Source organism: Streptomyces sp. NPDC058157 (genome assembly GCF_042884105.1).
Taxonomy (GTDB): Bacteria; Actinomycetota; Actinomycetes; order Streptomycetales; family Streptomycetaceae; genus Streptomyces.
On the sequence record NZ_JBHVUQ010000121.1, the window covers coordinates 1 to 23,103 of the forward strand.

General features: G+C 71.4%; 28 protein-coding genes and 1 pseudogene. 13 read left to right on the forward strand and 16 right to left on the reverse strand.

What is annotated here, in order from left to right; genetic code table 11:
* Positions 1-435, forward strand: a 435-nt coding sequence (locus ACFVXK_RS26055; protein WP_389615590.1) for a hypothetical protein, incomplete at its 5' end; no start/stop codon positions are given.
* Positions 436-495: 60 nt separating this feature from the next.
* On the opposite strand, the gene ACFVXK_RS26060 is transcribed toward ACFVXK_RS26055, so the two are convergent.
* A complete protein-coding gene (locus tag ACFVXK_RS26060; protein WP_389615592.1) occupies positions 496-1,029 on the reverse strand; it encodes a hypothetical protein in 534 nt (177 codons plus the stop codon).
* Positions 1,030-1,247: 218 nt separating this feature from the next.
* Between ACFVXK_RS26060 and ACFVXK_RS26065 the strand changes: the two genes are divergently transcribed.
* On the forward strand, positions 1,248-1,499 hold the full coding sequence (locus ACFVXK_RS26065; protein WP_389615593.1) for a hypothetical protein: 252 nt from the start codon (positions 1,248-1,250) through the stop codon (positions 1,497-1,499).
* Positions 1,496-2,161, forward strand: a complete 666-nt coding sequence (locus tag ACFVXK_RS26070; RefSeq protein WP_389615595.1) for a hypothetical protein — start codon at positions 1,496-1,498, stop codon at positions 2,159-2,161. Before ACFVXK_RS26065 ends, ACFVXK_RS26070 begins: the two co-directional genes overlap by 4 nt.
* 67 nt (positions 2,162-2,228) lie before the next feature.
* Here the strand turns inward: ACFVXK_RS26070 and ACFVXK_RS26075 are convergent, their stop codons facing one another.
* Positions 2,229-2,678 carry a hypothetical protein gene (locus ACFVXK_RS26075; protein WP_389615597.1) on the reverse strand — a complete coding sequence of 150 codons (450 nt, stop codon included), beginning with the start codon at positions 2,676-2,678 and terminating at the stop codon, positions 2,229-2,231.
* A gap of 175 nt (positions 2,679-2,853) precedes the next feature.
* Between ACFVXK_RS26075 and ACFVXK_RS26080 the strand changes: the two genes are divergently transcribed.
* Positions 2,854-3,321, forward strand: a complete 468-nt coding sequence (locus ACFVXK_RS26080) for a DUF6545 domain-containing protein (protein WP_389615599.1) — start codon at positions 2,854-2,856, stop codon at positions 3,319-3,321.
* On the opposite strand, the pseudogene ACFVXK_RS26085 reads toward ACFVXK_RS26080, so the two are convergent.
* Positions 3,216-3,492: pseudogene (locus ACFVXK_RS26085) on the reverse strand (SMP-30/gluconolactonase/LRE family protein); the annotation flags it as partial. The gene ACFVXK_RS26080 and the pseudogene ACFVXK_RS26085 sit on opposite strands and share 106 nt — an antisense overlap.
* Positions 3,493-3,777: 285 nt before the next feature.
* Here ACFVXK_RS26085 and ACFVXK_RS26090 point away from each other — a divergent pair.
* Positions 3,778-5,316 carry an ArnT family glycosyltransferase gene (locus tag ACFVXK_RS26090; RefSeq protein WP_389615600.1) on the forward strand — a complete coding sequence of 513 codons (1,539 nt, stop codon included), beginning with the start codon at positions 3,778-3,780 and terminating at the stop codon, positions 5,314-5,316.
* 29 nt (positions 5,317-5,345) lie between these two features.
* On the opposite strand, the gene ACFVXK_RS26095 is transcribed toward ACFVXK_RS26090, so the two are convergent.
* Together ACFVXK_RS26095 and ACFVXK_RS26100 are read right to left on the reverse strand one after the other, a co-directional pair.
* Positions 5,346-5,684 carry a transposase gene (locus ACFVXK_RS26095; protein ID WP_389615602.1) on the reverse strand — a complete coding sequence of 113 codons (339 nt, stop codon included), beginning with the start codon at positions 5,682-5,684 and terminating at the stop codon, positions 5,346-5,348.
* Positions 5,685-5,746: 62 nt separating this feature from the next.
* Entirely contained in the window at positions 5,747-6,958 is a 1,212-nt protein-coding gene (locus ACFVXK_RS26100) for an alpha/beta hydrolase family protein (RefSeq protein WP_389615604.1), read from the reverse strand.
* 142 nt (positions 6,959-7,100) lie between these two features.
* Here ACFVXK_RS26100 and ACFVXK_RS26105 point away from each other — a divergent pair, with 142 nt between their 5' ends.
* The 3 genes from ACFVXK_RS26105 (at position 7,101) to ACFVXK_RS26115 (ending at position 9,988) form a co-directional block, all read left to right on the forward strand.
* Entirely contained in the window at positions 7,101-8,309 is a 1,209-nt protein-coding gene (locus tag ACFVXK_RS26105) for a sensor histidine kinase (RefSeq protein WP_389615606.1), read from the forward strand.
* Positions 8,306-8,989 carry a response regulator gene (locus ACFVXK_RS26110; protein WP_389615608.1) on the forward strand — a complete coding sequence of 228 codons (684 nt, stop codon included), beginning with the start codon at positions 8,306-8,308 and terminating at the stop codon, positions 8,987-8,989. The genes ACFVXK_RS26105 and ACFVXK_RS26110 overlap by 4 nt, the downstream gene beginning before the upstream one ends.
* A gap of 114 nt (positions 8,990-9,103) precedes the next feature.
* Complete coding sequence (locus ACFVXK_RS26115; RefSeq protein ID WP_389615610.1) at positions 9,104-9,988, forward strand: glycosyltransferase family 2 protein; 885 nt, start codon at positions 9,104-9,106, stop codon at positions 9,986-9,988.
* A gap of 148 nt (positions 9,989-10,136) precedes the next feature.
* Here ACFVXK_RS26115 and ACFVXK_RS26120 read toward each other — a convergent pair whose 3' ends face one another.
* The 5 genes from ACFVXK_RS26120 to ACFVXK_RS26140 form a co-directional block, all read right to left on the reverse strand.
* Positions 10,137-10,541, reverse strand: coding sequence for a hypothetical protein (locus tag ACFVXK_RS26120; RefSeq protein ID WP_389615612.1), 405 nt, complete (start codon positions 10,539-10,541; stop codon positions 10,137-10,139).
* Positions 10,542-10,946: 405 nt separating this feature from the next.
* Positions 10,947-11,813 carry an NmrA family NAD(P)-binding protein gene (locus tag ACFVXK_RS26125; RefSeq protein WP_389615614.1) on the reverse strand — a complete coding sequence of 289 codons (867 nt, stop codon included), beginning with the start codon at positions 11,811-11,813 and terminating at the stop codon, positions 10,947-10,949.
* Positions 11,814-11,865: 52 nt separating this feature from the next.
* Positions 11,866-12,327 (reverse strand): hypothetical protein, encoded by a 462-nt coding sequence (locus tag ACFVXK_RS26130; RefSeq protein ID WP_389615616.1) that lies wholly within the window; start codon positions 12,325-12,327, stop codon positions 11,866-11,868.
* Between the two features lie 124 nt (positions 12,328-12,451).
* Positions 12,452-12,973: a MarR family winged helix-turn-helix transcriptional regulator gene (locus tag ACFVXK_RS26135; protein WP_389615618.1), complete on the reverse strand. Its 522-nt coding sequence runs from the start codon at positions 12,971-12,973 to the stop codon at positions 12,452-12,454.
* Positions 12,974-12,994: 21 nt separating this feature from the next.
* Positions 12,995-14,146, reverse strand: a complete 1,152-nt coding sequence (locus ACFVXK_RS26140) for an FAD-dependent oxidoreductase (RefSeq protein ID WP_389615620.1) — start codon at positions 14,144-14,146, stop codon at positions 12,995-12,997.
* A 124-nt stretch (positions 14,147-14,270) separates the two neighbouring features.
* On the opposite strand from ACFVXK_RS26140, the gene ACFVXK_RS26145 reads away from it, so the two are divergent.
* Positions 14,271-14,930, forward strand: coding sequence for a TetR/AcrR family transcriptional regulator (locus ACFVXK_RS26145; RefSeq protein ID WP_389615622.1), 660 nt, complete (start codon positions 14,271-14,273; stop codon positions 14,928-14,930).
* A gap of 92 nt (positions 14,931-15,022) precedes the next feature.
* Here the strand turns inward: ACFVXK_RS26145 and ACFVXK_RS26150 are convergent, their stop codons facing one another.
* Positions 15,023-15,673: a class I SAM-dependent methyltransferase gene (locus ACFVXK_RS26150; RefSeq protein ID WP_389615624.1), complete on the reverse strand. Its 651-nt coding sequence runs from the start codon at positions 15,671-15,673 to the stop codon at positions 15,023-15,025.
* A gap of 67 nt (positions 15,674-15,740) precedes the next feature.
* Entirely contained in the window at positions 15,741-16,154 is a 414-nt protein-coding gene (locus ACFVXK_RS26155) for a hypothetical protein (protein WP_389615626.1), read from the reverse strand.
* Positions 16,155-16,317: 163 nt separating this feature from the next.
* On the opposite strand from ACFVXK_RS26155, the gene ACFVXK_RS26160 reads away from it, so the two are divergent.
* Positions 16,318-16,773, forward strand: coding sequence for an RpiB/LacA/LacB family sugar-phosphate isomerase (locus ACFVXK_RS26160; protein WP_389615628.1), 456 nt, complete (start codon positions 16,318-16,320; stop codon positions 16,771-16,773).
* 1 nt (position 16,774) lies between these two features.
* Here the strand turns inward: ACFVXK_RS26160 and ACFVXK_RS26165 are convergent, their stop codons facing one another.
* The gene (locus tag ACFVXK_RS26165) at positions 16,775-17,497 is read right to left on the reverse strand and encodes a response regulator transcription factor (protein ID WP_389615630.1); all 723 of its coding nucleotides are present in this window, start codon (positions 17,495-17,497) and stop codon (positions 16,775-16,777) included.
* Positions 17,498-17,768: 271 nt separating this feature from the next.
* Between ACFVXK_RS26165 and ACFVXK_RS26170 the strand changes: the two genes are divergently transcribed.
* The gene (locus ACFVXK_RS26170; RefSeq protein ID WP_389615631.1) at positions 17,769-18,986 is read left to right on the forward strand and encodes a sensor histidine kinase; all 1,218 of its coding nucleotides are present in this window, start codon (positions 17,769-17,771) and stop codon (positions 18,984-18,986) included.
* Complete coding sequence (locus ACFVXK_RS26175) at positions 18,983-19,651, forward strand: response regulator (RefSeq protein ID WP_389615632.1); 669 nt, start codon at positions 18,983-18,985, stop codon at positions 19,649-19,651. The genes ACFVXK_RS26170 and ACFVXK_RS26175 overlap by 4 nt, the downstream gene beginning before the upstream one ends.
* Here ACFVXK_RS26175 and ACFVXK_RS26180 read toward each other — a convergent pair.
* The 3 genes from ACFVXK_RS26180 to ACFVXK_RS26190 form a co-directional block, all read right to left on the reverse strand.
* The gene (locus ACFVXK_RS26180) at positions 19,565-20,116 is read right to left on the reverse strand and encodes a GntR family transcriptional regulator (protein ID WP_389615634.1); all 552 of its coding nucleotides are present in this window, start codon (positions 20,114-20,116) and stop codon (positions 19,565-19,567) included. The two genes, ACFVXK_RS26175 and ACFVXK_RS26180, sit on opposite strands and share 87 nt — an antisense overlap.
* Entirely contained in the window at positions 20,113-21,069 is a 957-nt protein-coding gene (locus ACFVXK_RS26185; RefSeq protein ID WP_389615636.1) for an alpha/beta hydrolase, read from the reverse strand. Before ACFVXK_RS26185 ends, ACFVXK_RS26180 begins: the two co-directional genes overlap by 4 nt.
* Before the next feature lie 421 nt (positions 21,070-21,490).
* Positions 21,491-22,165 carry a response regulator transcription factor gene (locus tag ACFVXK_RS26190; protein WP_389615638.1) on the reverse strand — a complete coding sequence of 225 codons (675 nt, stop codon included), beginning with the start codon at positions 22,163-22,165 and terminating at the stop codon, positions 21,491-21,493.
* A 235-nt stretch (positions 22,166-22,400) separates the two neighbouring features.
* Between ACFVXK_RS26190 and ACFVXK_RS26195 the strand changes: the two genes are divergently transcribed.
* Positions 22,401-23,060 carry a hypothetical protein gene (locus tag ACFVXK_RS26195; protein ID WP_389615640.1) on the forward strand — a complete coding sequence of 220 codons (660 nt, stop codon included), beginning with the start codon at positions 22,401-22,403 and terminating at the stop codon, positions 23,058-23,060.
* Positions 23,061-23,103: the final 43 nt, after the last annotated feature.

A 23,103-nucleotide genomic window follows, 5' to 3' on the forward strand; every position in this document is an offset into this window, starting at 1 on the left:
GCCGGGGACATCACCGAGAAGTGGACCGCGATCGGCGATCGCCTGCACGCCGACCGCGCCGTGACCGTCAAGGGCCCGACCGACCACGTCGGCGGACCCAGGAGCCTGTTCATCCAACCTGACGGGTCCGGGTTCCACGTGATCGTGCTCCTCGCCACCGGCAACGACGGCGGCCTGGGCGGGCGCCCCTTCTTCCTGGCCCTCGACCCCGATGTCAGTGCCACGACCGAAGCCCGACAGACGTGGACGACCAAGAAGACCATTGGCGACACCGTCGCGAAGGCGTCCACGCTCACCGAGGCGGAGGCCATCGCACACATCAAGCTCATGCTCCTCGGCAACGACCCGAACACGTTCGGCCCGCTGATCCGCAAGTACTACGTCGATACGGCCGCGCGCTTCCCCGCGATCTCCCGTGGCGGGACCGGTCAGTAGCCACCCTGCGCCTTGGCCTCCCGGCCGGCCGCACACGCAACGGCCGGCCGGGAAGGGCCGTCAGCCGGTGGCCCGATGGGTGTCACCGCGACCGTTCGTCCTGCATGAGGGCGGACGGGACGCGTCGTCGGCAGCCACTCCCCCGGATGCCAGAGCCCGCCTGAGGGATTCGAGCTCGGCGCGCGGGAAGTGCTCGCCCCACTTGCCCCGGTAGCCGCTCTCCCCGTAGATCCGCGTCACCTCGTCGAAGCATCGGATCACGGCGCGGGCCAGCTCATCGGCCTGGAGGAAGGCTGACCAGATCTCCGTGCCCTTGCTGTCGTGGGCGCCGCCGTGCCGCAGTTCCAGCAGACGGACCCAGACCTCCTCGGCCTGACGGTAGAAGATCCACCGGTATGCGGTCGGCTCCGCCTCGAACTGCGCCCGGGTCTCCGTCTCCCCCGTGACGAGGCGTGTGACGGCGATGAGCAGATCCTCCGGAGCGCTCGTCATGTGCGAGGCGGTGAGCTCCGCCTCCCCTCCAGAGGCTCCAACGGTGCAGTGGGCCCAGCCATGACCGTCCAGGCACCAGGTGATGCGCAGGTCCGTGGTCACGGCTGCTCCCCGGCTGGGCACCCCTGGACAGCGGCGGCCCAAACGTGACCGGAGCAGGCGCGCACATCAGGGGTCAGTCGTGTGATCACAAGGCTCATGATGGAGAAGGCTAGGCCAGAGCCATGCACCACGTCAGGCGACAACTCCCCCATGCCACGACAGGCAACGGGAATCGAGGGCCGGTGGCGCGCCCACGGCCGTCACTAAGCTTCAGCACCATGACCAGCAATCTCGGTTTCACCTGCACAGGCTGCGGAACCCACCACCCTGAGCTGGCGATGAACCACACCGCCGACGCCCCTGCCGTCTGGGACCCCGCCTGCGCCCTCAACCTGAAGACGTACGTCCACACCCGCCCGGTCGGCGAGCATCCCCTCGCCGTGGAACAGCGCACGGGAATCACGCTGGACCGCGTACGGGAGATCGCGTCGGCTGTGCTTCACGCAGGCGATGGTGGTGAGCTGCCGTGACGGCCGGCAACCCGGTGTCGGCCGCCCCGGTCGGGCCCACCGGTCTGAGCCGCAGAGCCCGGAATTTCGTCGAGGCACACGGCATCCGCCTCCCCCCGCAGGAGATCCGGCGACTCCGCGAGGTGTGGATCGCCCACGGGATCCCGGCGGCGGAGGCCGAGCGGGCCGCCGCCTTCCAGGACCGCTGGGGCGGCCTCGCCCTCCCGCCGGCGCCGTTCTACGAGGGTGGCCCCCGCGTCCTGGAGGCCAGCTGTCCCGAAGGATCGGCCACGGAGGGCTGGTCGTTCGACGCCGGGGACTGCCGGGTGTCCATGGGGTACGGATTCGTGATCGGCCCCGACGGGGCGTTCGGGATCGACGCCCACCGTTGGACGCCCCTCCATGCCAGTACAGACGGATGGGTGGAGTCGCTGGCGCTCGCCGCGCATGCCCGTGTCCTGGCCGAGACCGTCACGAGGATCAGAGGCGAGGCCGTCGACTCCCTCGACCTGCGCGGCTATGAGCCGGTGCCAGAAGTGCAGGGTGTCACCGACAACTGGTGGCGGGGCAAGGACTCGCTGATCGCCCTGTACCGCGGGGAGGCCGTGGGCTTCGATGCACCTCGATGCCTTGAAGCACACCTGTACGCCGGCCTCGACGAGCGGGGCTTGTACGGCGACTGAGTCCGGCGGCCGGGCACGGCGGCCTGCGCGAGAGCCCCGAGCCGGATCCCGGGCCGGCCGTCACCGGTCAGGGGGCTCGGCCGCTGTCCGCGGCCGCCCGGCAGGTCGCGCAGGCGTGGCCGTCGATCGCCGCCAGCAGGCCGAGGGCGGCGGTTCGCACGGCGGGGTCCCCGTCCCGGGTCAGCGCCTGCGCCGTGCGTTCGCCGTCGAGCACCGCCCGGTGCGCCGCGAACTGGACCTCCAGGTGCGGCGGGTTCGCGTGGTGGAGGATCGATGCCAGCAGCTCGATCACACCCGGGCGAACGGTGACGGCCTCAGCCACCGCGAGGTCCCACAGGAACGGAACCGCCGCGGCAGTCGCGTCGAAGACCGCCAGCTCGCCGAGCCACAGGCCGAGGTCGCCCAGTGCCAGGACGGCCGTCCTCGTATCTCCCCACCCCACGCGGGACAGCCGGCCCGGAACGTCCTCGGCCGAACCGTAAGCGTGGGTGAGGTCCGCCCAGCGAACTCGGCCCATCCCCTTGAGGATCGTTCCCACCCGTCCCCCCTCTTCGCAGTCTGCGTCATCGGCTTCGACCCCCAGGGCCACCTCGGCGCCGAGACGCTCAGTATCAAGGGCCCGGCCTCGCCAAGACACTCCTGGCGAGATCGACGGCCGCGTCCGCGATTTCCTCGTCGCCGTCGAGCATGGGATGTTCGCCCGGCGGGACCTGCGGTTCCGCCGTACCGACGTACCGGCATACCGGCGGGTGATCGAGATCCGGGACGGCTGGCTGGCCCTGGGCGGGCCGGTCTCCCCGGACCTGGGACCCGCTCCGGGTCCAGACGGGGCAGTCGAGGAGCAAGCCCGGTGGGAGGCCGCGCGCTTCGGCGCCGCCCTCGCGGCGGGGGCGGGGAAGGACTGGCGGACGGTCCCGCGCCCAGGTCGGCGATGGACCCGGACTTCCCGGCCGACGTGCGGTGGCTCGTCCAGGTCTCACGGGTCTTCGCCCTCATCCGCGCCGTCCTGCCCGAGCCCGGCGCCGCAGCAGCCACCCCGTGCGCGAATGCAGCTGGCGAACGCGGTGGGAACCAGGCCCTGGCCGGCGCCCGGCACGACAAGCACGCTGCCCACGAGTGGTTCGTCGTGCTCAGGCGCGCGCCGGGCCGTGGTGACGTAGAGGTCGGTCAGGTCTGTCCCACCAGAACCGCACGCCGTCGTCAGCGCGGCATGGAAACGGATCTCCCGGTCGAGCGTGCCCCCGGGCGTGTAGCGGCGGACCGCGCCGCCGTGGAAGAGGGCCACCCACACCCCGCCGTCTGTCGACGCACGGGCCGTCGGGCACCCCGGCCGCGAAGATCTCCTCCGCCCGGCGGTACTACAGCCGGGCCCGGCCCGGCTGGTCTCCTCTCGTACGTCGAGCGTCGCCGTGCCGGCCGGGGGTTTGCGGCCGGTGAAGGCCGCTCAGGCCGCCGCGAGCCGACCCGAAGGGCCGTCACGAGGCGCTGGCCGGGGGTGCTTCACCGCGTGTGGGCGGGGTGCGTAGGGTACGAGCAGCCCGGGAGCGTGCGCGCCGGGCCGCCCCCGGCCACGTGGACGACGGGACCGAGGGGCCGAGGACCGGGGGTGGCGGGGGATGACAGGCGCGACGGACGTGGGGCGGCGTGCGGACGGGGAGGTCGGCGGGGGGATCGCACCGCTGGACCGGCGGGTGTTCGCCGTCGCCGTGGTGGTCTTAGCCGTGCTGATGGCGCTGTCGCCACGCTACGGCTTCCACATCGACGAGTTGTACTTCCTGGACTGCGCTCGGCACCTCCAGGCGAGCTATGTGGACCAGCCGGCGCTGGCGCCGCTGCTGGCCCGGGTCTCGCTGTCGCTGTTCGGGGTCTCGGAGGCGGGCCTGCGGCTGTGGCCGGCGCTGGCCGCCGCGGGCACGGTGGTCGTCGGCGGGATGACGGCGCGTGAGTTCGGCGGTGCGCGGCGGGCCCAGTTGCTCGCGGCGGTCGCGACCGCCACCATGCCCGTGCTGCTGGGCGGCGCGCACGTTGCCAACACCACGTCGTACGAGGTGCTGGCGTGGGCCGCGATCGCGCTCGTGGTCGTACGGATCGGCCGCACCGGCGACACTCGGTGGTGGCTCGCAGCGGGAGCCCTGGTCGGCATCGGCGCGGAATTCAACCACCTCGCGGCCATCTTCGGGGTCGTGCTGCTGGCCGCCGTGCTGCTGGGGCCGGCCCGCCGGACCGCGGTCGACCGCCGACTGCTCGCGGGCGCCGCGATAGCCCTGCTGCTCGTGCTGCCCGACCTGTGGTGGCAGGCCCGGCACGGCTGGGCGATGTTCGAGATGACGCGGGCGCTGAACGGGAAGAACGGAGGCCCGGGGAACATCCTCACCTGGATCGTGGGGCAGTTCGGCATCGCCGGTCTGGCGATGACGGTGCTGTGGGTGGCGGGCCTGCGGTTCCTGTGGCGGTCCGGTCGGCCGCTGTGGCGGTGCCTGGTGATCGCGTACGCCGTGCTGTACGTGCTGTTCGCCGTGACGACCGGAGCGCAGGTGTACTACCTGGGCGGCCTGTATGTGTGCCTGCTGGCGGCCGGGGCCGTGGGCCTCGACGGGCAGCTGCACTCGCAACGGAAGCAGCTGCGCGGCTTGATGGTCGCAACCGCCGCCTCGACTGCGCTGCTCGCCGTGATCGTGCTGCCCGTCCTGCCACCCTCCAATGCGGCCTGGACGTACGGCATCAACTCGAATTTGGGGGAATCGCTGGGCTGGCCCCAACTGGTGGGCACCGTGCGGCAGGTATGGACCGGTCTCCCGCCCGAGCAGCGCGCGAACGCGGTGATCTTCACGGCCGACTACGGCGAGGCCGGCGCCATCAACGAACTCGGCCGCGGTACCGGGTTGCCCACCGCCGTGAGCGCCCACAACACCGACTGGTGGTGGGGTCCCGGCAACCCTGACGCCACGACCGTGGTGGCCGTCGCCCCCGGTCCCGACCACGCCCCCGAATACGCCGCCCGTCTACGCCAGTACTTCCGGGACGTCCGCGTGGCCGCCACCCTCTCCAACCCTTACGGCGTGCACAACGTCGAATGGGGCGGCGAGGTCTACATCTGCACAGGCCCCCGCCGCCCCTGGGGCGAGATGTGGCCCGAACTGCGCACATACACGTGACGCGGTCCAGTCCCGAGCGTTACCCGGCGCTACGGGTCCGTTCGCCGTAGCCATACGCGACCCGCAGCAGTGGAGCAGGCCCATGCGTTCTCCACGGCTGGCTGGGCGGCCTTCGGCTCACCGAGGATGTCGTGACGCACTGCTCGCGGTCGAAGGCCGGCGGGCGACCGCCGGCCCGGCCGCGTGCTGGTGGGCCCGGCAGGTGGTCGAATCGACGTTGTCCGCCCACGAGCCGTCCGCGTCCGGTAAGGCACGCCGTTGACCACGGTCCGGTGGTCGGCCCACCGCCCGCCTGGCGCGCCGGGCTCCGGGAGCAGCGGGGCTATGCGATCCCACTGGGCATTCGTCAGTTCATGCCAGCGCACCATGACCGGCTCCTGCCCGGAACGGAGGGAGATCCACCATCCAGGCAAGAGCCATCAGACACTGCCTAGGGCTGGAAGAGTACTTCCGGATTGTTCGGCGTGGGGCCGTCCAGCAGTGGACGGTGGATCCTCTTCAGGCTCTGGTCGAAGAACGCGGTCACGTACTCACGCGTGATCACGATGCCACGTGCGGGGTCGAGGGGCGGTGTCGGGAACCCGGCCTGCTCCTCGAGCAGGTCCACGTCGGTGAAGCTGGGGTGGTTGGAGCCGGTGACCGCCAGCCACTTCTTGTAGCCGCCGAGGGCGGCCCAGGCCTCCCCCCACGAGGTGTCGTGGCCGCCGACCGGGAGGTTGTCGGTCTCACCCAGCATGAGGAACGGCCGGTTGATCTGGCCGGGCATCGGGACCGGGTAGAACTTGCCGTCCATGTTCACTCCGGCCTGAACTCGCGGGTCGGCGATCATCGTGGCCGCGGCCGACGCTCCGCCGATGGAGTGTCCGGCCATGCCGATCTCGTGCTTGTCGATGAGGTGTGCCAGGCCCCACGCGGTATTGCCGTGCGTCAACTGGTCGATCACGAAGGACGTGTCCAGCGCGCGGCTGGCGGTGACCGTGTTCATGTCGAGTTTCGGGTCGTCGCAGATCGCGCACGGCGGCGTCTGGCCGTTCGCCAGCGTCTCGCCGCTGTCCTCGTGGGTGGGGCCGACGAGCGCGACGACGTAGCCGTGACTGGCCAGTTCGGTCGCGAGCGAGGTGAGCACCATGCGCGGGTCCCCGAACCCGGGTGAGAGGACCACCAGCGGATACTTGCCGCGTTGCGGCCGAGCGCCGTCGAAGGCGTGAGTGGTGACGCCGGAAAGGTTCTGCGGGGTGATGCCGGAGCTCGCCGGTATCTTCGCGCGCTGGATGTGTCCGGCTGCCTCGGCAAGGGTCATATAGGGGGCCGGAGTCCCGGTCCCGGGGACGGCCGGGTAGATCATCGTGACGGTCAGCCGGCGGGGCCCGGACGACGGCACCCACGGGTCGAGGCGGCTCGCGTCGGTGAGGTGGATGACGTCCTCGCCGGCGGCGTAGGGGCCGGTGGGCGCGGGGAGCGTGCCGTGGAAGGACCGCGTGAACGCGGTGGCCGTGGCCGAGGCCGAGGCCGTGGCCTGTGAGGTGTCGAATGCGTGCGCGGCCACCGGTGCGGCCGGGGCGGCGGATACGGCGCCGGTTCCGGTGACGAGGGCGGCGAGCGCGAGAGCGGCGACAGCGCTGATACGGCGATTGCGTTTCATGGGATCGACGCTAGGTACGAACCGTGATGCACCGCGTCGGCCGGCGGATGTCACCTCTTCCCGGGCCATCGGCCCGGGGGTGTATCCGACGTACATCCCCGGGGCGACGCGGAGAGCCGACGCCACTGAATACGATCTCCGTATGGAACAGCTTCTCCAGCGTCTGTCGACATCGAAGCGCGTGACCTGGCTGATGTCACAAGCCGTGGTGCTGGCCACCACCTGCTTGTACGCGCTGGTTCTCGCCTTGACGATGCTGCCCACTGATTGGGCGCACTACGACGGCCTGTTCCGGTTCCCCGGCCTCGCGCCCTTCCAGATGCTCGGTCTGTGCGTCGTGCTCGCCCTGCCGGTTCTGCTGGTGCGCCGTCTGCCGGCGGCGGTCTTCGCGACGGTCCTGGGCGAAGCGGTCCTCGGCGACGCCTTCGGCGCGCGGCCCTTGATCGTGTTCGTCCTGCTCGTCGGCCTGTGCGGATACCTCGCCGTCCGGCGGCCGAAGGCTGCCGCCGCCGGCTCCGTCGCGGCCGTCGCGGCCGCGTTCCTCAACGACCTCCACGTTCGCGGGCAGAACGTCGGCGACGCGGTCCAGTGGGCCGGGCAGTTCGCGTTGTGGTTCGCGGTCGCGTGGGTCTTCGGGGGGATCTATCGCAAACGCCGTGAATACCTCGAAGCCCTGCAGGAGCAGACCGCGGCCCGCGTCGTCATGGCCGAGCGGCTGCGGATCGCCCGCGAACTGCACGACAGCGTCGCGCACAGCATCGGGATCATCACGGTGCTGTCGGGAGCGGCGGCGCGGGTCGTGGAGACCAAGCCCGAGCAGACGCGACAGGCGCTGACCGGCATCGAGACCACCAGCCGGGAGACGCTGTTGGAGCTGCAGCGCATGCTCGGGGCGCTCCGCCGTGCCAAGGCGGACGACGCCATGCCGCAGGCCGCTCCGCTGGCGCCGGCCGGTAGCCTGGCCGACGTCCCGCAGCTCGCCGAACGCACGGCCGGCGCCGGGGTGCGGGTTCATGTGACCTGGCGGGGCGAGCGGCGTCCACTGCCGCCGGAGATCGAACTGTCGGCATTCCGGATCATCCAGGAGTCGGTGACGAACGTGGTGCGGCACTCCGGTGCGCGAGCATGCCGGGTCGCTGTCGGTTACGAGCCGGAAGGGGTGACGATCGAGGTGGTGGACGACGGGAACGACGGTCTCGGCAGGCCGGTCCGTCCGAGGCACTCCGCGGCCGGCGGGAGCGGCTTCGGCCTGCTCGGCATGCGCGAGCGAGTCACGTTGCTGTCCGGCCAGTTCAGCGCCGGCCGGCGTCCCGAGGGCGGATTCCGGGTGACGGCGAGGCTTCCGGCATGAGCGTGCGAGTGCTGCTGGTCGACGACCAGCCGCTGATGCTGGTCGGGCTCGCCCTCCTGATCGGCGACACCGACGACCTGGAGGTGGTCGGCCAGGCCGGCGACGGACGCGAGGCGGTGCGCCTGGTGAGTGAGCTGCGGCCGGACGTCGTGGTGATGGACATCCGGATGCCGGGCATGGACGGGATCGAGGCGACCCGGCAGGCGACCGCCGAGCCGGACCCGCCCAAGGTCTTGGTGCTGACGACCTTCGACCACGACGAGTACGTCTACGGCGCACTGCGCGCCGGCGCCAGCGGATTCCTGCTCAAGAGCATGGCCCTGGACGCGATCCTGGAAGCGATCCGCGTGGTGGCCGCGGGCGACGCGCTGATCGCGCCGAGCGTGACCCGACGGCTGATCGCGGACTTCGCCGCAGCATCCGGCCCCACGGCCCCCGAAGCGGACGCCGGGCCCGTCGCGGACCCGAGTCCCATCGCGGGGATCACCGACCGGGAGCGCGAGGTGCTGGCGCTGGTCGGACAGGGACTGTCGAACACCGAGATAGCCGAGCGGCTGGTGATCAGCGCGGCGACCGCGAAGACCCATGTGGCGCGTCTGTTCGCCAAGCTCAAGGCGCGAGACCGCGTCCACCTGGCGATCGTCGCCTTCGACACCGGACTCGTGCCGCGTGGACGGTAGGGGCAGGACGGCCCGGCAGCCGACCGGGCCACCACGGGACGCCTCGCAGGAACACAGCTGCCGAACGACGGCGCCGCCCGCCGCGCACACCCGACCTACACCGAGAAGGACACCGTGTCTCAGCCCCGCGTCGATGTCGTCCTGCTGACCCTCAACGACCGCCCGGCGGAGGAGGCCGCGGCGCAGGCCGCCCTCCTCGCCCAGACGGGGGTCGAGCTGCGGATCTGCGTCGTCGGCAACGGTTGCGTCCCCGACGTCGTTCCTGCGGGCGCAAGGGTGCTGGCCCTCCCGGAGAACCTCGGCATCCCCGCCGGCCGCAACGTCGGCGCCGACGCCCTCGCTCAGGACGGGCCGGGGGCGGACTACGTCTTCTTCCTCGACAACGACGCCACCTTCCCCAGGCCGGACATCCTCGCCCGTCTGCTCGCCGAAGCCGGGCGACACCCCGGCGCCGCGTACGTCCAGCCCCGCCTGACCGGTCCCGACGACACCACCACCCCGCGCCGCTGGGTCCCCCGGCTACGCGCGGGCCACCCGGAGCGCCCCGGCACCATCACCACCATGACCGAAGGCGTCGTGCTCGTCCGCCGCTCCGCCTTCGAACGGGCGGGCGGCTGGGCAGGCTCGTTCTTCCTCTACCACGAGGGCATCGACCTCGCCCAACGCCTCTGGGACCAGGGGCATACGGGCTGGTACGCGGCCGGTATCCGGATGCACCACCCCCTCACCCAGCCCACCCGGCACGCCCTCTTCCACCGGCTCGCCGCCCGCAACCGCGTCTGGGTGGCCTACCGCAACCTGCCCGCCCCGCTCATCCCCGCCTACCTGCTCGTCTGGGCCACCGCCACCGCGCTGCGCGCGGTTCGCGGGGGTGGAGCCCGCGAGGCCTTCGGCGGGTGGCGCGAGGGGTGGACGGGCCGCCACGACCAGATCCGCAGGCCGATGAGCTGGCGCACCGTCCTCCGTCTGGCCGCCGCCGGCCGACCACCCGTCGTGTGACCGACGCGAGCCCGCGGCCCGGTGCTCACGCACGACCGGGTCCGCGCGTACGAGCTGCCGGCCGCTGCGGGGAAGGCCGGGGACCCGCGCTGGTCCGGGTTCGCCCGCCGGAAGGGATTCGTTCCTGCGCAGCCGGTGCAGTGGTGGCTCAGCCTCCCGAGCGGCGCTGCCGGTGGGCGCGGTGGGGGCGGCGGCGGCCCGGTGACGGGTCAGGAGCGGCCTCCGGTGAGGAGAATCCGCCCGGCACCGCGGCGCGCTGCGTCTCCACCTCCACGGCCGGGGCCGTGGAGGTGGAGGCGGGGAGTGCGGGCTTGGCCGTGGCCAGGATGGTGATGTGGGGGATGTGGCGGGCGCAGGCCTGACAGACCTCTGCCAGGGTCCAGACCTGACCGACGGCCGGATTGTGGATGAGGACCAGCAGGCTGGTGCCGGTGCAGTGGACGCGGGTTTCGTGGTGGGCGCACTCGGCGCTCCCGCAGCTGCAGGTGGCGTTGGGGCGGGCGCCGGCGAGGCGTCCGTGGGCTCTGGCGTGTTCCGCGGCGAAGCGCCGCATGCTCGCGGCATCCTTCGAGCGGGGCGGCATCCGGCACGCGGCGGTGCTGCAGGTGACGGACACGGTGTGATCGGTGTGGCCGGTGAGCCGGACCGTCCAGGTCCGTCCCGGCACGCGTGCTCCGGGCATGTGGGTCAAGGGGGATCCCGTCGTCGTGCTGGTAGAGGCCGGCGTTCCTGCTCGGTCGTGAGGGGCCGGATGCGTACGCCGTTTCGCGGAAGGTCCGACGGCGGCGCGAGGCGCTCCGGGCTACAGCGCCCGCAGGGGCAGCGACCACCTTGCCGAGAACAGGAACAGTAACCCGCCTCCCACATGCCGCGGAACATCATTTCGCCCCGTCGACCGTGGATCAGGGGACAGCGGCCGTCCCCGGGCCCTGCGGCTTGCGGACGGTTGGGGGGTTGGTCAGGCGGTCTTGGTGAAGGTGTGGAGGTGTTCGCGGAGGAAGGCGTGCAGGGTCCTGGCGGGGCGGCCGAGGAGGGTCTCGATGGTGTCGTTCGGAGACTCCGGGCGGGTGATGGCCAGTTGCTGGATCTCCACCACGTGGCCGGCGAGCCAGGGCGGCATGTGTGCGGTGGACAGGAGGTGGCTGTGGAACTCGCTCGGCGGCAGGTCGATGTAGCGGACGGGGCGACCGGTCAGCTCGCCGAGCAGACGGGCGAGCTCGGGGTGGCTGAAGGCCCGCGGGCCGGTCAGGGTGTAGGTGGCGCCGGCGAGGTCGGGGCGCAGGAGGGTCTCGGCGGCGACGTCGGCGACGTCTCGGACGTCGATGTAGTTGCAGGGGGCCTCGCGCACGGCCCCGATGAGTACGCCCTCGGCGATCGCCGGTCCGTTCAGGAGCAGCTTGTGCATGAACGCGTAGGGTCGGAGGAGGGTGGCCGTCATGCCGGTTTTCGCCAGGTGTTCCTCGACCTGCCAGTGGCTGCGCGAGATGGCCACCGGTGAGGCGGGCTCGGCTGCCGGGGCGGAGAGTTTGACCACGTGCCGTATCCCGCAGTGTGCTGCGGCGTCCATCACGTTGGTCTCGAGCTCGGCTTGACGCGGGCTGTTGGCCATGGCGACGAACAGTTGTGTGGATCCCGCGAACGCGTCGCGGAGCGTCTGGGGGTCTGCGGCGTCCGCACCGACGATCTCGACCGGGGTGTTGGCGCCGATGGCGGCACGCAGGTCGTCGGGCGTACGGCTGATGGCGCGGCAGGGGACCTCGAGTGCGATGAGCCGCCGGAGCAGCGCGCTGCCGGTGGCGCCGGTGGCGCCGATGATGGTGATCACAGTGTGCCTCTCGTGGGTGAGGGGTCTGGAGAAACGGGTGGGAAGGGCCGGGTCAGGCCTGTTGGCGGAGTGTCGTGCCGTGCCACCGCCAGGTGACGATGGCGGCGGCCAGGCCGGCCGACAGCGGCAGGTCGATCCACAGCCGCTCGAGCCATCCGGCGTCCGGCACCGGTGTGTGTGATGGCAGCCAGTCGGATCCGAACCATCCGGCCAGGCCGGCGATTGCGGCCGCCGTCATGGCGAGTCCGAGGGTGAGGACCGGTCGCGGCGCCGAGGCCGTCCAGCGCCGGGGTCGGCCACGGCGGTGCAGCCACGCGCCGACGCCGCAGGCCACCAAGGCCGATGTGGCCCCGATGGAGGTGAACGCGGCCCTGGTCAGTTCGGGCTGGCCGCTGAGGAATCCGCCGAGCCCGGCGGAGAGCGCGGGGGCCAGGTAGGCGGTCGCGACTTCCTTCCACAGGGTGAACGGACGCGTGACGACACCGCGCTGGGCGGTTCGGGAAGGGGGACTCATGGGACTCCTCCAGAATTGATGAGCCGGCTTATCGGTTGATTAGGAGGCTAACTATATGGGCGCAGAGAAGGGTTCCGCGCGGTCGAGGCAGCGACCCCCGCGCGGAAGTGATGCGATGCCGCAGCTATTCGGCGGTCAATGCGCCGATCCGCTGGGTGATCCGCTCCAGGAGCTCGAGGAACAGCCCGCGTTCGTCCGCGGCCAGTCCACCGACCAGCGCCTCAAGCCGCGCGAAGTGGTCCGCGGCCATATCGCGCAACCGCCGGCTGCCACGCGCCGTGAGGACGACGACCGCGCCCCGCCCGTCCTCCGTCGAGGCGCGGCGAGCCACCAGGCCCTCTCGCTCCAGGCCGACGACCAGGCCGGTCACCGTGGCGCGCGAGACGCCGAGACTCTTCGCGAGCTGCGACGGCGACTTCTCCCCGTCACTGTCCTCGAGATCCACCAGAAGGCGGTAGCGCCCGGTCGACAGCCCGGAACGCGCGAAGTGCACTTCGGACGCCCGGTCCAGGCGCGCCCCGGCAGCCATCAGGCGCACCGCGACCAGCACCGCCTGCGGGTCCGCCTCAAGCCCGTACCGCGCGATCTGCTTCCGCGCCTGCTCGAGCGTCGGCGCAGCGCCGGGGTTCGCATCCTCGTCACTCATGAGCAGTAATATGGCGGCTAACTAACTGCCGGTCAAGTCGCCGAGCACCTCCCGACCGAAGATTCCGGAAGTCGCTGCGGGAACGAGGTGGTCGAGTCCCTGCGCGCTGCCCGTCGCGGCCTCGACCGAGCGCGGCAGCATGATGCTCTCGTAGGCGCGGACGGCGTCGTCGACGCCGGGTTCGGTGACGAGGGCGTGGGCGAGGTCGGAGCCGTCGAGCATGGCGAGGTTGGCGCCCAGCCCGACCGGGGGCATCAAGTGCGCGGCGTCGCCGAGCAGCGTGACGCCGGGAACGTGCTCCCAGGTGTGCGGGGCGGGCAGGACGTACAGGGGCCGGTTGACGAACCCGCTGTCGCTGTTGCTCAGGAGGTAGCGCAGGCTCTCGTCCCAGCCGTCGAACATCCCCAACAGGTGCGTCCGCACGGCCCGCTGTTCGCCGAGGTCGACACCGGCGGCCACATGCCAGTCCTCCGGGGCACGGAACGCGATGTAGGCGCGGATGTGACCGTTGCTGTTGCGCTGGGCGACCAGGGACCTGCCGGCGCCCTTGGCCAGCATGGATCCGTTGCCGACCAGTCGCGCGAGGTCGGGATGGCGGGTGTCGCAGTGGTCGAATCCGGTCTCGACGAAGGTGACACCGGTGTAGTCGGGTGCGGCCTGCGACAGGGCGGGGCGGACGCGCGACCAGGCGCCGTCGGCGCCGACCACCAGGTCGAAGTCCTCGGCGGCGCCGTCACCGAAGATCAGTCGGCAGGTGCCGTCCGGCAGCGGGGTGACCCCGATGACGGCGCGGTCCCACCGCACCGTGTCCTCGGTGAGCGAGTCCAGGAGCATTCCGCGCAGGTGGCCCCGGTCGATCTCCGGGCGGCCGCCGGCCGCGGACGGCCCCTGGTGCATCAGGAGGGCCGCGTCAGCGAAGTCGAGCACGCGCCACTCCTCGCCTTCGGGGCGGGAGAGGGCCTGGAACCGGTCGACCAGCCCCGCCGCACGCAGGGCGGCCTGACCGGTGTCGGCGTGCAGGTCGAGGGTGCCGCCCTGTGGGCGGGCGTCGGCGGAGGCCTCGCGTTCGAAGACGGAGACGGAGCGTCCGTGTCGCTGCAGGACTCGGGCGCAGGTGAGGCCACCGAGGCCGGCGCCGACGATCGCGATGCGGGGATTACGAGCAGAGTTCATGGGAGTGCCCCTCGATAGGCGGGTGAGCCGCCGGGAGGTCCGGCCTCATCAAGAAAGCACACTCGATAAATAAGTGCAACGACTCAACTTTCGTAGCTACTTCATTTTGGGGTACGGTGTGCGGGTGACCGAACCACCGACCGGGCGCCGCGAGCGCAAGAAGGCCCAGACCCGCCAGTCCCTGGCCGACGCCGCACTCGAGCTCTTCCTCGACCGCGGCTACGACCAGGTCGGCGTCAAGGAGATCGCCGACGCCGCCGACGTCTCGGTGACCACGTTGTTCAAACACTTCTCCGGCAAGGAAGCCCTGGTCTTCGACCAGGAAGACGACCTGGAGGCGGCGCTTGTCGCCGCCGTGCGCGACCGCGCGCCCGGCACGTCGATCCCCCAGGCTCTGCGCGGGCACATCCTGCTGACGCAGACCCAGCTCGCCGCGCATGCCACCGACCCACGGTTCGCCGATTTCACGCGCATGGTGCAGGAGACCCCCGCGCTGCGCGACTACGCCCACCGCATGTGGATGCGCCACGAAGCAGCCCTGGCGCGGGCCATCGCCGAGGCCGTAGGCGCCCCCGAGGACGACGTCAGCTGCACCGCCCTGGCCCATTTCGCCCTTGAGGCCCGCGGCCTCATCCTGCGGCACGCCGAGCCGCACCGCGCCGCCGACGAGGCCTTCGCACTGCTCGAACACGGCTGGGCGGCCTCCCACCCGCCCAGCGGACCCGGTCTCGGGGTAACCGCGAAGGGGAGCGCCACGCGGTGGAGTGCGGGATCAACCGCCTGAAGCGGCACCGCCCGGTGGCCACGAGGTACGACAGACTCGCCGTCCGCTACGAGGCCACCGCGCTGATCGCTGCCATCAATGAGTGGCTGTGCTCAGTACCGCTTGCGGGCCAGCAACTGCACCGCCTGCGACCGATGGCCGTTCATCGTGGCAACCTCGATCCGGCTCTCGTCCACCCGGTCGAAGCCCGACAGCAGAGCACGCAGCTCCGCGATGTCGTGATGCCGACACACCGCACCGTCGTCAGTAGCGAACACCCCGTACGGTGTGCCGAATTGCTGGGCATAGGCCGCGTAGCGGCTGTGGTTTCGTTCGTCGTCCTGCAGGACCACGTCACTGACGTAGAGCAGCCCGCCGGGCACCAGGACGCGGTTCAGCTCGTCGACCAGTGCCCGCTGAGCAATGCCGTCGGGGACGCACGTCAACACTGCGAACAGCAGGACGACATCGAAGCTCGCCGACGCGTACGTCAGGTCCGGCGGGGACTCCAGGACGGCGAAGCGCAGGTCAGGCCGCGACTGACGGCCCCGCTCGATCAGCGCGGGAGACAGGTCCACACCGGACACGTCAGAGAAGCCGTGTTCGCTCAACTCAGCCATCACCCGGCCGTATCCACACCCATAGTCCAGGACCCGAGCGCTCCGGCTCACTCCCGCCAGCCAGCTGAGATTCACCGGATGGGTGAACGTCTTCGTTGCGCCGACGCTGTCCCAGTACGCGATCTGACTACCAAGATCCATCATGCGAGTGCAGCATACGGCCATCACCGGCTCCGCACGTCACCGCTTGATCCACTTCTGAAACAGACCCCTAGAAGGGGGGCCAGTCGGAACCGGGAGGCGGAGGGGGAGAGTCCCGGTTGTTGTTCCGCATGTCCAGCGGCCAGCGCTCGTCGATGACCGCAGCGGCCTCCATGCACCCGTCGCAGGCATACGGCGACTCGTCTATCCACAGGTGCCCCGAGGCCTTGAGGCCCTCATGGGCCAGACCGCACAGCGTCCCACCGAAGCCGTCGGTCGAGTACGCGTACGCCGCGTCGTACGCGTGGGCGACATCCTCCGGGAGGTGTGGGGACTCCGCCCGCTCCCACACTATGTAGCCGTACTGCGGCCGCGAGATTTCGCGCGGGTCGTATCCGAATTCGGTCCAGGCGTAGCACCAGGAACAGAACCAGCGTTCCTTCACTGCCAGGCTCCAGGGCATCTGCGGTTCAGCCACCGGCATGCGTCGCATCTCGTGGCTGCAAACATCACACATCACACCGCATTGTGCCTGACCCTTGGTAGCCACAGACATCGCCCGTCGCCTCAGGCACCCACCCGGAGACCGTCCGGCCGTACTGCGACTCGCGGCGGACGTGGGTTCCGCCGCCGGTTACGCTCGGGGCATGCGGATCTCCGTTTCCTCGGACATGGACGAGCCCGTGGCTCGCGCGCTCCTCGGGCAGTTGCGCGACCGCGGACACGACGTGGTGCCGTACGGGGCGCTGAGCCCTGGCGACGATCCGCAGTGGGCAGCCTGCTCGGAGGCGGCGGCCCGCGACGTCGCCGCCGGGAACGCCGACCAGGCCGTCGTGTGCTGCTGGACCGGTACGGGCGCCTCGATCGCGGCGAACAAGGTTCCCGGCGTACGCGCCGCCCTGTGCACGGACGCCTACACGGCGGACGGCGCGCGCCGCTGGAACGACGCCAACGTGCTCGCGCTCAGCCTGCGCCTGACCTCGGAACCGCTGCTCAAGGAGATCCTCGACGCCTGGTTCGCCGCCGAGGCGAGCGCGGACGCCGAGGACCGGGAGAACGTGGCGCGCGTCGAACGGCTCGACGGCACCCGGACCGCACCCTGAATCAAGGCAGCGCCGGCGGCGAGGAGGGTGGCGCGGGTGTCGGGGACGGGTGTTTGCCGATGACGAACTTGTAGCCCGCTCCCCGGACCGTGACGATGCTCGCGCGCTGGAAGGGTCTGTCGATCTTGCGTCGGAGGGCGCTGATGTGGGCCTCCAGGGTGTTCGCCTGGCGTGCCGACCCCTTTTCCCAGATCTGCTGGATGATCTCGGGTTTGGGGACGACCCGCTCGGCGTGGCGGGTCAGGCAGGCCAGCACGCTGAACTCCTTCGCCGTCAGCTCGATCTCCGTCCCCGACCGCCACGCGGTCATGGAGACGGGGTCCACCCTGAGGTCGCCCAGCTGCCATTCCGTGGGACTGGGTCTGCTCCCTCGGCGGAGGAGGGCCCGGAGCCGGGCGAGCAGGATCGGGAAGGACGAGGATTTGACCAGGTAGTCGTCGGCGCCGGATTCCAGCCCCCCGGTGATGTCGTGTTCGGCGTCCCTGGCCGTGAAGATCAGGATGGGGGTGGTCCGGCCTGCGGCGCGGATGCCGGAGCACACCTCACGACCGTCCAGTCCCGCGAGCTGGATGTCGAGCACGATCACGTCGTGGTCTCCGCGGAGGGCTCTGCGCAGGCCCGAGTGCCCGTCGGGGGCCCATTCCGTGTGGAAGCCCTCGGCTGCGAGCCCCAGCCTCAGCGCCTTCGCGGCGCGGGCACTGCCTTCGATCAGGAGGAGGCGCACTGGGTTCCTTTCGGGGGGGGGGCGGACGGGACCGGTGTCCGTGCCGTCGTCGGGGGATCAAGCTAGACCGGCATGGGCACGTATCAGGTCCGCGCGGGGGCGACCGGGCACCTTCGGCGGTGTTTTCCGGCCGGAGGTGAACATGTGGACGGGCGCGTTCACTTTCGTTGCCCGGCCTCCGCCGGTGTGTCATGGATCACGAGTGGTCTAGTCCTTTCTGGTAGGGTCTGTCGTTCTTCTGGTGGAACCAGCCGAACTATCGAGGAATGCCGTGACTGCTGTTGCCTCTCAGGACGCCTTCGAGCGCTGGCATGCCAAGCTCATGGCGCCCGTGGGCCGGACGTGGCTGCTGCGGAGCGACCTGCTGATCGTCGCCGTCGTGGCGGGAGGGTCGCTCTCCGGCGCCCTGAACCCTGAAACGGGGCTGGTCAGCGCGGCACTGCCCAGCACACTGGTGGCCCTCGTGGTGGCAGCCGGCTTCCTGTGGCGCCGCCAGGCCCCGCTGCCGGTCGCCCTGCTCACCGCGGTGGGCCTGGCCGTCGACGGGTCGCGCGTTCCCGTCTTCATCGCCCTGTACTGCCTGGCCCGGGACCAGCGGAGCCGGCGGACGCTCGCGATCGGCCTGGCCTGGAGCGGGTTCACCGTCCTCAAGGCGCTGCTGCCCGGCCACGTCGGCGTCACCCTCGTCGGCCAGTTCGCGTGTGCCGCCCTCTACGGCGCCTTCCCGGTGGTCTTCGGCCTCGGCGCCCGGGCGTACGAGCGCAACCTGTCGGCCCTGCGCGCGGAGCGGGAGCGGCGGGCCGAGCAGACGCGCACGGAAGAACGGCTCCGGCTCGCCCGGGAGATGCACGACGTACTCGGCCACCGCATCGCGCTCATGGCCATGCACGCGGGCGCCATCGAGGCCGCGGGCGCCGCGCACGCCGAAGGCAGGCAGCTCGCCCGGGCCGTCGGCGACACCGCGCGGGCGGCCATGCGCGACTTGCGACAGGTCCTGGGCGCACTGCGGGACGGTGAGGGCTCGGTGGTGGCCGGCCGTGAACTGCGTGACCTGGACGCCCTGGTCGAGGAGGCCCGGTCGGCCGGTCTCCCCGTCGCGTACACGCCCGTGGAGGCGGTCCCGATCCCCCCGGAGGCAGCGCTGACGGCCTACCGGACGGTCCAGGAGGCGCTGACCAACATCGTCAAGCACGCCCCCGGAGCCCCGACCGCCGTCCGCGTCCGCGTCCGGCACGAGGACGCGGCCCTGTCGGTGTGCGTGGCCAACGGGCCCGCCCCCGCCCGCGGCCCGGCGGGAGCCCCCCGCACCGGCGCGGGCTTCGGTATGACGGGGCTGCGGGAACGGGTCTCCCTGCTGGGCGGGGCCTTCGCCGCCGGCCCGACTGCGGACGGCGGCTGGGAAGTCCGCGTGACGCTGCCCGTCGGGGACCGCCCCGGCGCCCTCCCGGCGCGCACCGCCCTGGCCGCGGGCGAGGGGTGCGCGCCGTGATCCGCGCGATCGTGGCGGACGACGAACCGCTGATGCGCTTCGCGCTGCGCACCCTGCTGGAGAGCCAGGATGACATCGTTGTCATAGCCGAGGCCCGTGATGGTGCCCAGATGGTGGAGCAGGCGCGTGAAGGGCGTCCCGACCTCGTGCTGACCGACCTGCGCATGCCGGGGATGGACGGCATCGAGGCCGCCCGGAGCCTGGGCGAGCTGCCCGAGCCGCCCGCGGTCCTGGTGCTGACCACCTTCGACACCGAGGACGGCATCGCGCGCGCCCTCGCCGCGGGCGCCACGGGCTATCTGCTGAAGGACGCGCCACCGGAGCAGGTGGTGGCCGCCGTACGGCTGGTGGCGGCCGGCGGTACGGCGCTCGCTCCCGTCCCGGCCGCGAGGCTGGCCACCGCGGGGGCGGGACGGCGGGGTGTGGGCGGCCCGGGCGCCTCCCCCGGGCTGCGTGGCAGGCTGGCCGGCCTGAGCGCGCAGCAGCGCGAGCTGCTGCGGCATCTGGGCGCGGGCCTGTCGAACGCAGAGATCGCCCGGTCGATGCACCTGTCCGAGGGGACGGTGAAGGCGTACGTGTCACGGCTGATGTCCGTGCTGGAGGTCGACAACCGCACCCAGGCCGCGATCCTCGCACACCAGGCGGGCCTGGCCGGCGGGATCTGACGGTGGCGGGGGCTGCCGGTCGAGGACGTACGTGCCGTGCCGGGCGGCCCCGTAGAGGAGTCCCTCCTGCGCCAGGAGGCGGACGGCCTTGCCGACCGTGTCGACGCTGACCCGGTACTCCTGGGCGAGGACCGGCCGGATGGGCAGGCGTCCGCTGAGGGTTCCGTTCAGGATGCGGTTGCGCAGCAGTCCTGCGACCCGCTCGGCGACGGTCTGCGCGTCCGCGGCCATCGGCACGGCGTGGGGGGAGCCCCGGGAGCGCAGCCGTGTGTGCAGGGCCCGGCGGGCGAACTGCGCGGTGGGGAGCGGGACCTGGTACCGGCGGGCGATCTCGGCGGCCGAGGGGACCCTGGCGGGGCGGCTGTTCCCGGGGCGGTCGATGCGGCGCGTGAGCTCGTCGGCCAGGAGCTGGTACCGGGGGCGGGGAGGGCGCCGGGGGACGTCTTCGTCGTTCGGTGCGGTCACGACAGGGCCGGCGAAGCCGGAACGGGCGGTCCGTGGACCGGCGCAGGTGGGAGCGGGGGCGTGCACAGCGCACGGTGGAGTGCGCTGACGCGGTCCTCTCGCATCCGTTGCGCGATCTCGGCGCCGGGGATGGAGGCGCAGCCGTGGAAGGTTCCGGGGTAGTGGTGGAGCTCGGTGGGTACTCCGGCCTGGATGAGCCGCTGGGCGTAGGCGATGCCTTCGTCACGGGCCGGGTCGATGTCGCACACGGACACGTGGGCCGGCGGCAGCCCGGTCAGGTCCTGGGCGCGGGCCGGCGCGGCGTACGGCGACACGTCGGGGCCGCCGGCCGCGGCGCCCATGTAGTGGAACCACATGTTCGCCGCCTGGATCCGGTCGAGCATCGGTGTGTCCGTGAACTGCTGTGCGGACGGGGACGCGAGCCGGTCGTCCAGCAGGGGTCCGGCGAGCAGCTGGAAGCAGGGGCGCACGCCCGTGCGTTCCCGGGCGAGCAGGCACAGGGCCGCCGCGATGCCCGCGCCCGCGTCCTCGCCGGCGACGGCGATCCGGTTGGGGTCGATGCCCAGGGACTCGCCCTGTGCGGAGAGCCAGTACAGGGCCGCGTGGGCGTCCATGAGGGCTTGGGGATAGGGGAATTGGGGGGCGAGCCGGTAGCCCACGTTCACGACGACGGCGCCGAGCGTGGTGGCGGTCCAGACGCATTCGTCATGGCCGGTCTCCAGGCCGCCGGTGACGAAGCCGCCGCCGTGGAAGTAGAGGACGGCCGGCGAGAACGCCCAGGGGTCGGCGGGGCGGACGGGCGCGTACACGCGGACGGGAACGGCGGGCGCACCGGCGGGTCCCGGAACGTCGACCTCCGCGATCCACACGCGGGCGCTTTCGGGGTCGCTGTGGTCGATGGGTGGGAGCATCGGGGCCCAGGCCGCGAGTTCCCGGTCGTAGAGGTGGACCATGCTGGGTTCCTTTCAGGGAAAGAAGGGGGAACGGGCCGCCGCACATCGACGGCGCCCCGGGTTTTCAGGCGGGGCTGCCCGGTGACGCCCTTGCGCGCATGTCGCTCCATCCGGCCGCGGCGGCCGCCATGGCGCTCGGGCGGGCCGGCGGTGCGTGCGCGCCGGCCCGTGGCGCGTGACCGCCGGGCTGGGTGGTCGGGGCGCTCCGCCCGTGCGTGCGGCCGCGTGTGGCGGGAGCGGCGAGGACGCGGCCGAGGGCGGCGGCTCGTGCGGCCTCGGCGGCGGACACGGGGCGGCGGGACAGGGGGGAGGAGGGCACCACGGCGGTACTCCGCATTCGCTGGGATCCGATGGCATGGGTTTCGTTGCGACTATGCCTTCGTATTCCGCCGGCCGGGCTGTCGGCTGAAAAGGGCTTCAGCTACCGCTGGTCGATGAGCTTGTAGCCGGCGCCGCGCACGGTGACGATGGTGGATCGGCCGAAAGGGGCGTCGATCTTCTGGCGGAGGGAACTGATGTAGACCTCCACCACGTTGAGTGGTCGCGCGGACGGATTCTCCCAGACACGTCTGACGATTTCCTGCTTGCTCACCACCTGTTCGGCCTGGTTGGTGAGACAGGCGAGAACGCTGAATTCCTTTGCTGTCAGCCCGATTTCCGCGTCTCCGCGCCAGACGCGCATCCCGATGGGATCCACCTTCAGGTCGCCCACGACCCACTCGCTGGTCGCGGACTGCCCGGACCTGCGGACGAGGGCCCGCAGGCGGGCCACCAGCACCAGGAAGGAGGAGGGCTTGACCAGGTAGTCGTCGGCGCCGGATTCCAGTCCCTCGGCGATGTCGTATTCGCCGTCCTTGGCGGTGAGCATCAGGATGGGGGTGTTCTGGCCGGCGGCGCGGATCCGGGAACACACCTCGTAGCCGTTCATCCCGGCCAGCAGGACCTCCAGCACGATCACGTCGTAGCCGCCCTCCAGGGCGCGGCGCAGTCCCGCGTGGCCGTTGGAGGCCCAGTCCGAACGTATTCCCTCGGCCGCGAGTTTCGACCGGAGGGTGTCGGCGACGCGGGGGCTGTCCTCAATCAGAAGCAGGTGCATGGGCTCAGCATGCAGACAGCCGTGCCGGCCGCCGGGGATCCCTTAAGCAGTATTCAGGTAGCACAAGCTGTGTGTTTCCCAAGGACGTTCGCTCCTGTTGCCCGTGTGATCACGGGGCGAGGATTCAGAGGTGCCCAGCCGGAGACGGCCGGGAATTCCTTTACAGGGTGACCCGACCCCCCATGCCCTCCGGCAGGGGCACACGTCATTCAGCACATACAGGAAAGGCAGCAGAATGCAGCAGGTTACGCAGGAGGCACGCAACACCGCGGGACGCAACCGCAGGAAGAAGGTCGTCGTCGCGGGTGCCGTCCTGCTGGGGCTGGGCCTGACGGCGGCCGGCGGTTACGCGACCCTGACCTCGGACGCCTGGGTCACCTCCGGTCCGTTCTCGTCGCAGAAGCGGGCCGAGACGGTCGACCTCTTCGCCAACGGCGAGAAGTCCTCCGTCCTCAAGCGTCTGACCGGGAAGGACATGAAGGCCGGTGACACGACGCCGGCCGAGAAGGTCGAGCTCTCCAACAAGGGCAACGTCGACATCGGCAAGGTCCTTCTGAACGCCGGCATCCCGGACACCCCCGACGCGCGGGAGCTCGCGCAGGTGCTCGACATCGAGATCGCGGTCGGGCACGCCGGCCCCGGCGGCACGATACCCAAGCACATCGTCCGCAAGCGGCTGGCCGAGCTCGTCAAGGACGGCCTGGACCTCACGTCCCTGGGCCTGAACAAGCTGGAGGCCGGTGAGAAGGTCACGGACCGGATCCTCCTCAAGGCCGTGATGTCCGACCGCTACTCCGAGCAGGACGCCGGGAAGCGGCTGGAGCAGGTCCGGTTCAAGTTCACCGGCACGGACACGGCGCCGCTGGGCAACGGCGCGGCCGGGCACGAGAAGTAGCGCAGCAGCCGACGGCCGTCGGCCCCCGTCTCGCGACGGGGGC